10 protein-coding genes and 1 pseudogene are annotated in these 13,512 nt (G+C 47.1%); 5 read left to right on the top strand and 6 right to left on the bottom strand.

Translation table 11 applies throughout. The features are described from left to right. Position 1: 1 nt before the first annotated feature. The 3 genes from DFP94_RS19290 to DFP94_RS19280 all read left to right on the top strand — a co-directional run bounded on the left by DFP94_RS19290 (position 2) and on the right by DFP94_RS19280 (position 3,530). Positions 2–1,261 (top strand): MFS transporter, encoded by a 1,260-nt coding sequence (locus DFP94_RS19290; RefSeq protein ID WP_114498113.1) that lies wholly within the window; start codon positions 2–4, stop codon positions 1,259–1,261. A gap of 372 nt (positions 1,262–1,633) precedes the next feature. Beyond that, the gene (locus DFP94_RS19285; protein WP_114498112.1) at positions 1,634–2,266 is read left to right on the top strand and encodes a phosphatase PAP2 family protein; all 633 of its coding nucleotides are present in this window, start codon (positions 1,634–1,636) and stop codon (positions 2,264–2,266) included. A 583-nt stretch (positions 2,267–2,849) separates the two neighbouring features. Continuing rightward, a complete protein-coding gene (locus DFP94_RS19280) occupies positions 2,850–3,530 on the top strand; it encodes a succinylglutamate desuccinylase/aspartoacylase family protein (protein WP_114498111.1) in 681 nt (226 codons plus the stop codon). A gap of 14 nt (positions 3,531–3,544) precedes the next feature. On the opposite strand, the gene DFP94_RS19275 is transcribed toward DFP94_RS19280, so the two are convergent. The 4 genes from DFP94_RS19275 to DFP94_RS19260 form a co-directional block, all read right to left on the bottom strand. Continuing rightward, complete coding sequence (locus DFP94_RS19275; RefSeq protein ID WP_220270926.1) at positions 3,545–4,411, bottom strand: SDR family oxidoreductase; 867 nt, start codon at positions 4,409–4,411, stop codon at positions 3,545–3,547. A gap of 357 nt (positions 4,412–4,768) precedes the next feature. Beyond that, positions 4,769–5,752 (bottom strand): serine hydrolase domain-containing protein, encoded by a 984-nt coding sequence (locus DFP94_RS19270; protein ID WP_114498110.1) that lies wholly within the window; start codon positions 5,750–5,752, stop codon positions 4,769–4,771. A gap of 20 nt (positions 5,753–5,772) precedes the next feature. After that, on the bottom strand, positions 5,773–6,612 hold the full coding sequence (locus tag DFP94_RS19265; protein ID WP_114498109.1) for a MerR family transcriptional regulator: 840 nt from the start codon (positions 6,610–6,612) through the stop codon (positions 5,773–5,775). A 200-nt stretch (positions 6,613–6,812) separates the two neighbouring features. Further along, complete coding sequence (locus DFP94_RS19260) at positions 6,813–6,995, bottom strand: hypothetical protein (protein ID WP_114498108.1); 183 nt, start codon at positions 6,993–6,995, stop codon at positions 6,813–6,815. Positions 6,996–7,279: 284 nt separating this feature from the next. Between DFP94_RS19260 and DFP94_RS19255 the strand changes: the two are divergent. Next, positions 7,280–8,506, top strand: a pseudogene (locus tag DFP94_RS19255) (family 8 glycosyl hydrolase); the annotation flags it as partial. Between the two features lie 21 nt (positions 8,507–8,527). Further along, positions 8,528–8,932: a discoidin domain-containing protein gene (locus DFP94_RS26145; protein ID WP_281269512.1), complete on the top strand. Its 405-nt coding sequence runs from the start codon at positions 8,528–8,530 to the stop codon at positions 8,930–8,932. A gap of 64 nt (positions 8,933–8,996) precedes the next feature. On the opposite strand, the gene DFP94_RS19250 is transcribed toward DFP94_RS26145, so the two are convergent. Then, entirely contained in the window at positions 8,997–9,800 is an 804-nt protein-coding gene (locus DFP94_RS19250; RefSeq protein WP_114498106.1) for a helix-turn-helix domain-containing protein, read from the bottom strand. A 201-nt stretch (positions 9,801–10,001) separates the two neighbouring features. Then, a complete protein-coding gene (locus DFP94_RS19245; RefSeq protein ID WP_114498105.1) occupies positions 10,002–13,370 on the bottom strand; it encodes a DEAD/DEAH box helicase in 3,369 nt (1,122 codons plus the stop codon). Positions 13,371–13,512: the final 142 nt, after the last annotated feature.

Here is a 13,512-nt window from a genome sequence, read left to right as displayed (position 1 = left end):
TATGCATCAAGAAGAACATAAGGGAGCGCTTTGGACAAAGTCGTTTATTTCACTAACGCTTTGTTCGTTTTTATTGTTTTTAAATTTGCAAATGTTGTTGTCGTCTTTTCCGGCTTACGTCAAAAATCAGTTTCAAGCCGGAGATCTGCAAGTCAGTCTGGTTACCAGCGTCTTTGCCATCTCAGCTATACTTACTCGTTTTCTGACAGCAGCTTTATTGAAAAAATACTCACGCAATGTGCTGATATTCACCGGATTGATTATTGCAGCCGTTACGACCGGTATCTATGTTTTTGCCGGATCGGTTGGAACGCTGTTAATCATGCGGGCAGGGTACGGCGTCGGGTTCGGGATCGCGAGTACGATCCTTCCGACCCTTGTATCGCAAATCATCCCGCTTCGGCGTATGGGGGAAGGAATCGGGTACTTTGGTCTGTCTTCAAGTCTGGCCATGTCGATCGGCCCGATGATCGGATTGAATGTGATGAAGCAGTCCGGTTTTGGCACGCTCACTATAATCGGGACTGTCACCGTCATCGTGATTCTTCCGATTCTTATACTGACACGCTCCATACCGCGCGCAACGCGAATCAATAATGGAGAGGGAGCGGCAAAGGTGGTTTCTCGCGAAAATTTGAAAGGCGGAACGTCAAACCCGATCTCTCGCACACCCTTCAACCGCAAGCTGTTGTTCCCGGCATTGTTAAACATGGTTCTGTCGATCACATACAGCGGGTTGCTCAGTTTTATCGCTTTGTTCGGCGAATTCGTTCATTTGGAACAGGTTGGTTTGTTTTTCCTCTTCAATGCGGTAACGATCATTATTATCCGTCCGATCTCCGGACGGGTGTTCGACCGCCGGGGACATGCCGCGGTATTGATCCCGGCGGCGTTGCTGGTTGTTGTCAGCATGACGGTGCTTTCCTTTGCTGCAACGCTGCCGATGCTCGTGGTTTCGGCTTTGTTGTACGGGCTCGGCTTCGGAGCGATTCAGCCGACGATACAGGCATGGATGTTGCGTACATCCTCACCGGAACAATATGGAGCCGCGAACAGTATGTTTTATAATTCCACCGACTTTGGTGTTGCTATCGGCGCAATCATTCTCGGTGCCATCGCATCCGCCACGAACTATGCGCAGATGTATTTATATTCCGCAGGTTTTATGGTGTTGTTTATCGTATTATATTTGTCTATCTATCTGCTTTCCCGCTATAAGAATAAGGGGAAAACAGAGGCGGATTTTCCTCCGCGACTTTAGGAAAGTCATCCGTATTGGCTGAGATGTGACTATAAGGCTGCGGTGCTGTGCACCGTATGCCTTATTTTTTTGTGGGTTCTCTTGATCACCTTCCGTGTTGGAACTCCTTTTTCACCCCGGTTCCGATTTGCAGCAAGAGTTGAAACCAAGCGTAAAATTTGGAAGATGTGATTTCAAAGGGTTATACTCATAAGACGAATACTTGTCTACATCGGCAGAGAGGATTAAGAAAATAATGTTTCAGTATGATGACCAGCATTATGAAGGAGTAGAGGACGCAATATACGCACACTGGATCTTAAAGACTTTCGTATTGAGCGGGAGCAGGCGGCCGGTTTTCTTCGTTCCTTTGGAGCCTAGGTGGGGTAGAAGATGAAATCCAGTAGATCCATGCCTATTACAGCGATTACCGGGCTGATATGTGCAGTTGCATTCACCGTAATTGCTGTTGCCGTGCAAAGCGGCCAGATAAGCCAGTTCGATCGGACTTTGATCGATGCCGTTCAGGGGAGGGAAGCACCGGGTCTAACCGGAGTTATGGAGTTTTTTACTAGCATCGGCAATGGAACATCGGTAGCCTTGATTACCCTCATTGCCATGACTTTTTTATACGGAGTGTTGGGGCATCGCAGAGAACTGCTGCTTTTGTGTTGCACGATGCTTGGTTCTGCGATCCTTAACAGTTTGCTCAAAATCTGTTTTATCCGGGAACGTCCAACGTTTCACCGTTTGATTGAGGTGACCGGCTACAGTTTTCCAAGCGGGCATTCAATGGTAGCTTTTTGTCTTTACGGAACGCTTGCCTATTTGCTTTGGCGGCATCTTCCCGGCAGGAAAAGACGGTTTATACTAATCTTGCTCAGCCTTATGTTCATTGTCACCATCGGCTTGAGCAGAATTTACCTTGGCGTGCATTACCCAAGCGATGTGCTCGGGGCTTACTTTGCAGGGGGATTCTGGCTCTCATGCTCCATTTGGTTGTATAAACGCTTTATAGTGCAATGAAATATAACCTTAGCGCTTTGGCGTTGGTGGATAAGAAACCGTCGGAGAAATTTCTCCGGCGGTTTTACTTTGTTACTGGTCAGAGCTGCCATTGAAGAAATTATTAACTAACTGGAATACCTACAGCTAATTATCCGCAAAAGTGTGTGGTACACAAATTAACTGGAAAACCTCCAGTTAATTTAGCCGAATATGCTTGTGAGGCCGATAACCTGCGTTGATAGATGTAGTTTTTCCATTTATTTAAGTCAAAGGGGATACTAATGGAAAATTATCTGGAGGAAATCCAGTTAATTGGTCGGCGAGGCGTAAGGTACTGATGAGTCAGGCACAAATGATTAGTTCCCAGGATTAAGGCCGTGAAGAGTAACATTGGTTAGGGACGAGGTACAAAGGGTTGAGTAACTATTGTACTTTGAATGGGGCAGCGCGAGGTGGAGTTTGGAGCAAGGGGGTATTTTGTTCATAGATTCGCTCTTTTTGGACAGGACCGGGTAGAGGTCCAAGCTGTTAACGCAAAATGGAATACGATAGTAACCAAAGATAAATCGAAGGGGTACGAAAAATAGCGGAGGTGAGGTTCGTGCCGATTCAGAAAAAGGGGTTGGCGTCCGGGTCGTCTTACGCTACTCCTTATTATGATTTCCAAACCAGGCGGAAGGGGCCGACGGTGATGGTGGTAGCCGGGATTCACGGAAATGAGACGGCGAGCATTCAGGCCGCAAAACAGCTGGTCGACAGGCTGTCTTCCCGAGAACTTGTGCTTCAAAAAGGGAGGCTGGTGATCGTCCCGATCGTTCATCAAACCGCTTACCGTAAAAGAATTCGCGGCGTTCCCGATTTGAACCGGACGTTTCCGAGAGGACCCGGTAAAAAGGCGGGCCATCCCTTGGCTTCAGCCCTTTATCAACTAGCAGAACGTCTGGAGCCCTCATGGTATCTGGATTTGCACGAAGCGAACGGATTGTCCCAGAGCAATTCAAAAGCATTGGGACAAACGCTGATCACCCAACCGCGCAGCCGAGCTGTGCCCGCTTTGCGAAATTTGATCCGTAGCCTTAACCTCACGATTCCCCTGAAATCGCGTCATTTCAATTTGCGACTGCATGAACTGCCCGGCTCATCCCGGACGGCAGCCGCACGAGTTTTGAAATCAAGGGCGGTTACGGTCGAAACTTGCTGGAGCCTGGACAAGGTGGAACGCGTCCGGTACCAGGTTGATGTGGTTTGCGGGTTGTTGCGGGAAGCCGGATTACTGAAATAACTCGGCGATCCCGTTTATTTTCCTTTCCGGGTCAGTTTGGCAATATCATCCCATTCCTCGGCGGTGAGCTCAGAAAGATCATTAAACTGACCGGCCCCTCGAAGCCATTCCCCGCCATCGATCGTAACGACTTCCCCGTTGATATACCCTCCAGCATCCGAAATGAGGAAGGTGGCCAAGTCCGCAAGCTCATCCGGCGATCCGGTTCTCCCCAGGGGAATTCGCGACATCATTTTTTCTTCAAGTGAGGTCGTGGGGGAGAGACGGGACCACGCTCCGTCTGTGGGGAATGAGCCAGGGGCAATTGCCACCTGACGGATGCCATAAGGCGCCCATTCGACGGCCAGCGACCGGGTCAAAGCCAGCACACCGGCTTTGGCCGCCGCTGACGGAACGACGTAACCGGAGCCGGTGGTGGCATAGGTCGTTACAATATTGAGCATCGTCCCGGTTTGTTGACGGTCAATCCAGCGCTTGCCGACTTCCAGGGTCATGTAAAATGTGCCGTGCAGGACAATGTTCAGCACGGCGTCTACGGCGCGGGGGGACAATCTTTCCGTCGGGCTGATGAAATTGCCGGCGGCGTTGTTGATAAGCACGTCGATTCTGCCGAACCGCTCCTCAACGGCTGAGACCAGGTCTCGGACCTGCTCCGGATCTCTGACGTCGCAAGTATTATAATAGATCTCAAACTTACCTTGATTATTGCCGTGGCTGAGCTCCTCAGCAGTTTGTCTCAGTACATCCTCACGCCTCCCGCAAATGGCGAGCTTCGCGCCCAGTTCCAGAAACCGGCTGCCCATCTCCCGGCCAAGTCCGCTACCTCCACCGGTAATTAAGATGACCTTACCGCTTAACAAATTGTTTGCAAACACGCCCATAATGCTCTGCCCCCTTAAGATAATTATCATATAATAAACAAGTATTCGATTTGGTAACGGTTTAACCCTTCCGGTTTAGGACAGTGTCCTAAAGGAAAGCATAAACTCCCTATTTAACGGCCTTTCGCATTGCTCAAAATTGGCATAATAAAACACGGCAACATTCCTACTTGAATGCTGCCGTGTCTTATAAAAAGGGCGTACCTACCAAGCCCTCCGATAAATAGAACGGGGGCTTCGACTTTTTTCAAAAACGCCGTTTGGTTACTTTCTTCTATACAACACATACCTATCTAGCCGCCGCAACAACGGTTTTTTTAATTCCCGATGGGGCAGAGGTTTTCCCAGTTATTATTTCTATACACAATTTTCAAACATGGGCTCAATATGCTCTTTAATAAGTTCTATTCTATCCTTGACCTTTGGCACAAAAAGAGAAACAATAGAAACTACTATTTTTTTCTTTGTATTGACATAAATCACATTTCCTCCATCTCCCATAGCTGCATATCCATTCCCATTCTCTACCCACCATAAATATCCATAGGACAGATTAAGTTTTTCCCATCGGTTATGTTCTTTTGTACTCTCGTCTATCCATCTTGTCGATACAATTTGTTTTCCATTCCACATTCCGCCATCTAAATATAATTGGCCTATTTTTGCCATATCCGTAGGAGAGAGAGTAAGACCCCATCCTCCTGTATTTACTCCAGCCTTGTCTGCAACCCAGCCGCTGATATTTTTAGCTTTATTAAATGCGAGTTGTTCCTCTTTGCTATGAAAATTCACGTTACTCTCAACAGTAATTCCCAGTGGCGAGAATAAATTTTCTGTTGCAAATTCAAATACAGATTGCCCAGTTGCTTTTACAAGGATGCCCGACAAAATATCTGGTCCTATGAGGGGAGTGTATCTAAATTCCCCTATCTGCCCCCTACCTCCTAATAAATCAAGACTAAATTTTACCCAGTCATCACTTGTGAAATACTTTATGTAGGGTGTAAATAACTTATATTTATACGGAGCTGTCATTGTCAGTAAATTATTAAGTGTAACATTCTGTATTGTTTTTTCACTTCTTTTAACTATGTAATCCGGGAAAAAATCTATTACTTTCTGGTTGATACTTTTGATGTAACCTTTGTCCATGGCAATCCCAATCAATATGGAGATAATACTTTTTGTTACTGAATAAACATGGATTCGGCTAGCAGCAGTGCATTCATTAAAGTAATTTTCATATCGAATTTCACCTTCTTTTAGTACAACCATGCCTGCAATATTGCTATAATCATTGTTTATTTTCTTTTCCAATTCTGTGACTTTTTCTTGATTCATATCATTTACTCCTTTATCAATTATTGTCTTTCTAGCTTAGCTTTCTTTTTGACAGGATAATAAATTTCAGTTATAAACTCACTTTCTTTTGAAACTTGAGAGGGGTCAGTTACATATACTTCATAAAGAGCGTTGCTAGATTCATAGCCTTCCTTTTCTGCCCATTCACTTTGTTTAGTGTATACGGAAGGTAGGTCGGAATAAGAGCCATATAGAACTGTTTTTAAGCATAGTCCTGGGTAAAAATCCCTTGTACCTGTAACACACTCTTTTACTGGAATAGCAAATTCAGTCTCTAAACCAAATGGACTAAATTCTGCACTGTGAAAAAGCACCATTGGTGGAGCAAGCAAAGTTAATTTGTCGTCTGCAATTTTCCTGAATAATTTACTAAAGCAATTACCATATTCTTCAGCAAAATCGTATTCATGAACCATTTTTCGGATAGATAGAAGATACATCATGGGTACTTCTACAAGTTGAACCTCAATGCTTTCCAGATATGACATAATTGACTTGCCTTGTTTCAAATTTGATATATCAATATTTAGTTGGTCTAAAGTTTTTTCAAATTCTTGTACTTGTTTCTCAATTTCTTTTTTCTTTCTGTTAAGTGCCAAGTAAAGTTTTTCGTCCTGTGATTCTTCTGATTCAAGTATTGTTTTAATTTGTTCTAAAGAAAAATTGTATGATTTTAGGCGGTTGATAAATAACATCGTTTCTAATTGTTCGATAGAATAATATCTATAACCATTTTCTGGGTTGATTTCATCAGGCAGAATTAGCCCTATTTCAGCATAATAACGAAGCGTCTTTGTAGACACTTTACATATATTTGAGAACTCTCCAATAGATAACACTAAACCACCTCTATGCTTTGACTATTGTATTCTTCTATCCATACTGTAAACTTTACCCTAAGGGCAAAGTCAAGAGGGTACACTTCCGTCATAGGAGGCAATATTTGGGAGTTGCTCCCTTGAGCACCCTACCCATTGGCGCCAGCTTCGAAAACAACAAAAAACCGCCCGATATTAACGGGCGGCTTAAGGTAGCAATATTATTGTTTTGAGGAATCCGAATCCGTAGAAGCTACCGGTTTGGCAACCCACTCATCGGCTTCCGGTTCGATATCTACGCCGTTCTTCATTTTCTTCTTCTCGGCCAGCGAATCCCCTTCATGATCCAGTTTATTCCGGAGTTCGGATTCGTCACGGTATTGTTCGTTATCTTGATGCGGCATGTTAAATTCCTCCTTCTGTGACTGAACTGTGGTAATTCCTTATTTATAGTTACCCGATACCTCCATTTACAAACATTTTGAAGGAACATGAGCCTTAGATGTTTATATTTTTCAATATTTGTAATAAGATACCTATATAGGACATCCTTGCTAAGAAGTGTTCCGCTAGTGTAGTTCAATTATTTACTACTCAAGGAGGAATGATCATGTATTTAACAAGGACAAAAGCAAGTACCCCTGGTAACCGCCCCAAAAAGCCAAGCCTAAGATTGAAACAGCTTCTGATGCTGACAGTTCTGGCGCTATTAATCCCGGCCGGCTCTGTAATATCCGTTCCAAACGCCTCCGCAGCCGGAATCAGCAAACCGTTTCCCCAGCAAGTCAATTATCCCGGAATGATCAAGCCTAATCACATCACCCAGAGCACTATGAACCAATCGGTTTCTTCTTATTATGACTACTGGAAGTCGACTTATCTGAAGAATAATTTAACGTCACTGCCTGGCGGATATTATGTGAAGGGCAATATAACAGGCGACCCGGACGGTTTTACAGCTTTAGGCTCCTCGGAAGGACAAGGTTACGGCATGATTATTACGGTCTTGATGGCCGGACATGATTCTAACGCCCAAACTATCTTCAATGGCTTGTTTAAAACTGCAAGGGCTTACAAAAGCTCCGGCAACCCGAATCTGATGGGCTGGGTCGTTGCGGACAGCGTGCAAGCCCAAGGTCATTTCGGTTCGGCTACGGATGGGGACCTGGACATCGCTTACTCCCTAATTTTGGCGCATCAGCAATGGGGATCGGATGGAACCGTCAATTATTTGAACGAAGCCAAGAAAATGATTACGGACGGAATTAAGGCCAGTTACGTAACCACGAACTACAGGCTGAACCTTGGGGATTGGGATTCTAAAGATGCGCTGAATACGCGGCCTTCGGATTGGATGCTGAGCCATTTCCGCGCGTTTTATGAAGTGACGGGTGATCCGGTCTGGATTCAGGTGATCGATCATCTCTATTCGGTCTATGAACAGTTCACGACCAGCTATTCTTCTTCAACCGGGCTAATCTCCGATTTTGTGGTCGACAACCCGCCCAAACCGGCGCCAGAGTGGTATCTCGATGAATTTAAAGAAACGAATCAATATTACTATAACGCCAGCCGTTTTCCTTTAAGAATCGTGATGGATTATGCATTTTACGGAGATTCGAGAGGCAAGGCTGCAGCAGATAAGTTGTCGGCCTGGATAAAAACCAAGACCAACGGTTCGCCGGCAAATATTAAAAATGGATACAAAATGAATGGTACCGCAATCGGCGATTATGCCACGGCGGTTTTCGTGTCACCGTTTATCTCCGCAGGCGCCGCGAACAGCTCCAACCAGGCCTGGGTGAATGCAGGTTGGGATTGGATGAAGAACAAGAAGGAAGACTATTTCAGCGATACGTACAATTTGCTGAACATGTTATTTATATCCGGAAACTGGTGGGTTCCAACAGCGGAAACCCAGCCTCCCGTCACTAATTTGGCATTAAATAAACAGGCCGTAACCAGCACGATTGAAGGTACCGGATTTGAGGCGGACAAAGCTTTTGACGGAAATCTCATGTCACGATGGGCCAGCAATGAAGGAAGCGATCCGGAATGGATCTATGTCGATTTGGGCAGCGTTCAGAATATCTCGGCAGTGAAACTGCGGTGGGAGGCGGCTTACGCCACACAGTACAAAATCCAAGTATCAAGTGATACAGGGTCAAGTCCGGTCAACTGGACCGATGTGAATACGACGACGAACGGAGACGGAGGCGAAGATAACATCACTTTCGCTCCACAAAATGCGCGTTTCGTAAGAATGTTCGGAACCGTTCGGGGAACGTCTTACGGATACTCGTTGTATGAGTTTGAGGTGTACGCAGCGTCGACACCATAATTTTCAATTATAGAAGAAGCCGGGTCAACTGATGATCCGGCTTTTTTAATTTGATATGAAATCATCAGGCATGCAGGCGCTCTCGAAAATGAGAGGGGGACAATCCCGTAACTTTTTTGAACATTTTGGAAAAGAGTAAGGGATCTCCATATCCGACAGACCGGGAAACGTCCGCTATGGATAGGTTACGGTTTCCCAGCAGCTCGCAGGCTTTGTTCATCCGGAACTGCAACAAATATTTTTGCGGTGACACGCTCATTTTCTCCTTGAACAGGGTAGAAAGATAAACGCGGTCGATACCGACGATCCGGGCGATTTCAGAAATGCTAACCGAGTTGTAATAGTTCATGCGGATATATTCGATCGATTGATTTACGTAACGTTCTTTGGAAGAAGATGAATTTACCGGGTTGCGATGGACCATCATGGTATCAAGCCAATCGGCAAAGAAACGGTAAAGGGTGCTCTGAAGGGCCAGTCCATGAAGATTCTTCTTCTTGCATGCTGAATCAAACTCTTGAAGATAGGCATCGAACCAGGCCGGCTGGGAAAAGTCGAACACGGGGTTGTCTCTGTCCAATAGGGCATTCTCCAGCAAGGTTTCGGCGTCCCGGCCTTCAAATGCTATCCAGGAGTAGAACCACGGATCTCCGTCATCCGCTTTCATAAAACAAATCATCTCGGGGTAGACAGCAAACCCCTGTCCTTTTTCCAAATTGTAAGTTCGCCCGTTGAAATGATATTCGCCCCGCCCATTGTGGATAAAGAGCAACTTGTACTGCTCCTTGATTCCAGGTCCCCAGAAGTAGGCCGGCTCGCATTGCATTTTTCCGTGATAGCAGTAGGAAATCTGGTATTGTGCTTCCATGTGGAGCTCCTTTATCCCGTGAAATAATTACATAATGACATGAAGTGCAAACATCCCAATATTCAATAATTCTATCACCAGGAAGTAAAATCGGGAAGAAGCTAGGTTGCTTTGTCATTATTGTAACATGTTCATGCGTCGGTCAATCTAAAAGGCGAAGATTTCATTCGCGAAAATAAAAGCCCTCCTGAGAGGGCGGGTTCAAATCATTAAAATGTCGCGAATTTCCTGTTCCGTCAGAGTCGATACGGATTCTCGTCCCGGTTGAATGATTTCATCGATCAGATCTTTCTTCTTTTGCTGCAGCTCGAACATTTTTTCTTCGACGGTATCTTCCGTAACGAGGCGAATGACGTGAACGATATTTTTTTGCCCGATCCGGTGGGCCCGGTCAGCCGCTTGTTGCTCGACGGCAGGATTCCACCACAGATCGTAAAGAATGACGGTGTCCGCTCCGGTCAGGTTCAGCCCGGTTCCTCCAGCCTTCAAGGAAATCAGGAACAAGTCGCGTTCCCCGTCGTTAAATCTGTTGCAAAGTTCTACGCGCTCGGCGGAGTGAGTTTTTCCATCGAGATAGAAGAAAGGTACGCCCTTATATCCAAGTTCCCTTCCGATCAGGCGGAGCATTTCGGTGAACTGCGAAAAGATCAGCAATCGTTTACCGGCGCTAAGAGCCTCACCAACGATTTCCAGCAACTGTTCGAATTTGGCGGAGCCGCCTTCGTAGTTCTCAACAAACAGGGCAGGGTGGCAGCATAATTGGCGCAGCCGGGTTAAGCCGGCCAAGATGCGGATACGGTTTCTCTGGAAGCCGTCTTCCTCGTTCAAATGTTTGAGCGTATCTTGCTGTAACTTAGCCAAGTAAGCGGCGTACAGCTTCTTTTGATCCGGGAGCAGTTCGGAGGCCTGCACGGATTCGATCTTTTCGGGAAGTTCCTTCAGTACGTCGATTTTTAAGCGGCGAAGCAGGAACGGGGTGATCATTTTGGCGACTTGATCCCGCCTCAATTCGTTGAACTGTCTGCGGCTTTGAAATAAAGCCGGGAATACCGCATCAAAGATCGACCACAATTCTTCCAGCGCGTTTTCGATAGGCGTGCCAGTCAGGGCGAAACGATGTTTGGCCTGAAGCGTTTTGACCGCCTGCGCCGTCTGCGTCGTATGGTTCTTGAAGGTTTGGGCTTCATCGAGAAAAAGAGTATGAAACGATTTGGCGGCAAACTGTTCGATATCCATGCGCAGCAGCGGGTAAGAGGTGATGACGACATCCGCATTCTCCGAGTTGTTAATGATGCGGAGCCGGTCTCCCTTACTGCCGTCGGCAATGACGCTGCGGATTTCCGGCGCGAATTTCTTAAGTTCGTTGCGCCAGTTGTATACCAGCGAAGCAGGGGCTACAATGATAGCCGGCAGCTCCTGGGCACGGATTTCCGGCAGCACGGAGACAAGAAAGGCGATGCTTTGAAGCGTTTTGCCGAGTCCCATATCGTCAGCTAGAATACCGCCGAACCGGTACTTTGCGAGCATTTTCATCCATTGGAAGCCATAGGTTTGGTAGTCCCGCAGCACTGGCACCAACCGGTCGGGGACCGGAAAATCCAGATTGTCCGGATTTTTAATATGATGCAGGAGCTGGCGGAAACTTTTCCCGAGCTTAATGACGTTGCCGTACCGCTGTTCATCCAACAGATGCAGACCGCGGGTAATCGGTACGCGGAAGCCGGTTCCGTCTTCGATTAAGCGGTGCGGACCGATGTCGTTCATGAAATTGATGATTTGTTTGAATTCATCGCTCTCGAGCGGCATCAGCCCGCCTTCTGGCAAACGATAGTATTTGCGTTTGACCTCCAATGCCTGCAGGATTCCGCGAATGTCCTGCTCGGAAATACCGCCCAGATCAAATTTAATTTCCAGCCAGTTCGTCCGTTCGTCCATTTGAACCGAAACTTTAGGAGGCGTTGAGACCGGGCGGATTCGGACTTTGACTGCCGACGTGGCATAAACGTCCAGCATTTTCTCCAGTTTGGGAACGACATGCATCAGGAAATCGTATTCGGCGTCTTCATCATCCAGAAAATAACCGCTTTCCGTTTTAATAAAGGAACTCTCGTCCATCAAATCCAGGATGCTGCGTTCCTGATCGTCATCGCGCAGCAGGATCAGATCGGTGCCGCGCACAGCGCCTTCCTCCAGGGGATTAAGCACAATATCCCCGTATTGGAATTCAAGGCCGGCCAGCAACCTGTTGTGTACCCGGTCCAGGTACAGACGGGCTTTCAGCGGAGTGCGCACCATGCGGTCGGCTACCGACTCCGCGATCGTTACGTTGCCGAGCTTCATAAGGCCGGGAAGCACTTTTTGCATAAACGGTTCGATTTGCTCGGCAGCAATATGAATATGATGCCTGCGCGAGGCATCCAGCATGCTCTTCATCTCGGCCAGCCGGCGGCAGCCGTCTTCCGGCAGTTTCAGCAGGACTCCCCCGGAAAGAACCAGTCCGTACGCTTCGAGAATCGTCAGCTCGTCCAAACCTTGAATACCGAGCCGGTAACCTTCCTCGTCGGATGGATCGAAGTAGTATTGCACCGGTAGCGGCTCATCGGATAGGGTCATATTCCACGTTCGCCCGGGTCCGAGATCAAGTTTCACGGAGGAGGCGGCCAAGAGCTTGGGCAACAGGGCACCCCAAGCATAGGGAGGCAGAATCAGCATACGGTCGTCTCCGGATCGTCTGCCCGGGTAACCATGTGTAGGTGAGCTCTCCCTGTAAAGCTGCTCATTACGAGAGATGGTGACAAGCTGGCGGATGATGTCATCATCGTTTATTTCGAAGCTATGATGGTCAGGGTCATACGTGAAATGTTCGGAAAAGAGATAGGGGTGGACAGCTTCAATTTTTTCGAGAAACTCTCGGATATGTTTAACAATATAGAGCCGCTTGTTTCCGATTTTTAGCTCAAGCCCGAGTAAATGCTTGCCTACGCCGTAGGAGACCGGCTTTAAGATAAACTCCGTTTGCAAGCGGGCACGGGAGTCAAACCGGGTCTCCCTGCGAATCCGCCGCGAAGTTTTGGGGTCGAACAGCCCCATCATGTCCCGGGTCAGCCAGACATCGCGGGTTGAACTGCCTCCCCGACGCTGGATGGGATCGCGGACTGTCGAATCGTCGGGTTGACCGCTTGGAACGGTTTGGTTGGTATGATGGGTAGCCGAGTCCAAAGCCGCCAACGGCCGGTTATCCGGATGCAGCAAAGATACGGAATGCACCGGCTCGAAAGCGCCGTTCTGCATTTCGTGGATGCCGAGCAGTGCGGCGGCAATATGCTGGCAGTAGTTGTTATAGGACACGAATGCCTGGCAGTTGCATTCCGCAGTAACGTCTCCATTGAGGTCTATGTGCACATATACGCGGTAGAAATCGGTTCCGTGCACCATAGCCTGATACTGGCCGGATTCCGGATCGGTATGTGTAAAGTGAACTTTTTTTTGACGGAAATAAGCTTCGCCCCGGTCATAAGAAATCCGACCGCAAAGCAATTTGATAATCCGCTGCGTTAAGGTTGAACTCATGGCTTACCTTCCTGAATACAAAAATTTTGGCTATATTTCATGATACCAGAATGTGAGCGAGATGGAAGGGTGGTGGTGTAAACGTAAAATCAAGACGTTTCGAAAACTGATTACTGGAAGTTACGTGCAGCCTGGAACTAAG

The organism is Fontibacillus phaseoli, from assembly GCF_003337355.1.
Lineage (GTDB): Bacteria > Bacillota > Bacilli > Paenibacillales > Paenibacillaceae > Fontibacillus > Fontibacillus phaseoli.
This window is presented reverse-complemented; position numbering and strand designations above follow the sequence as displayed.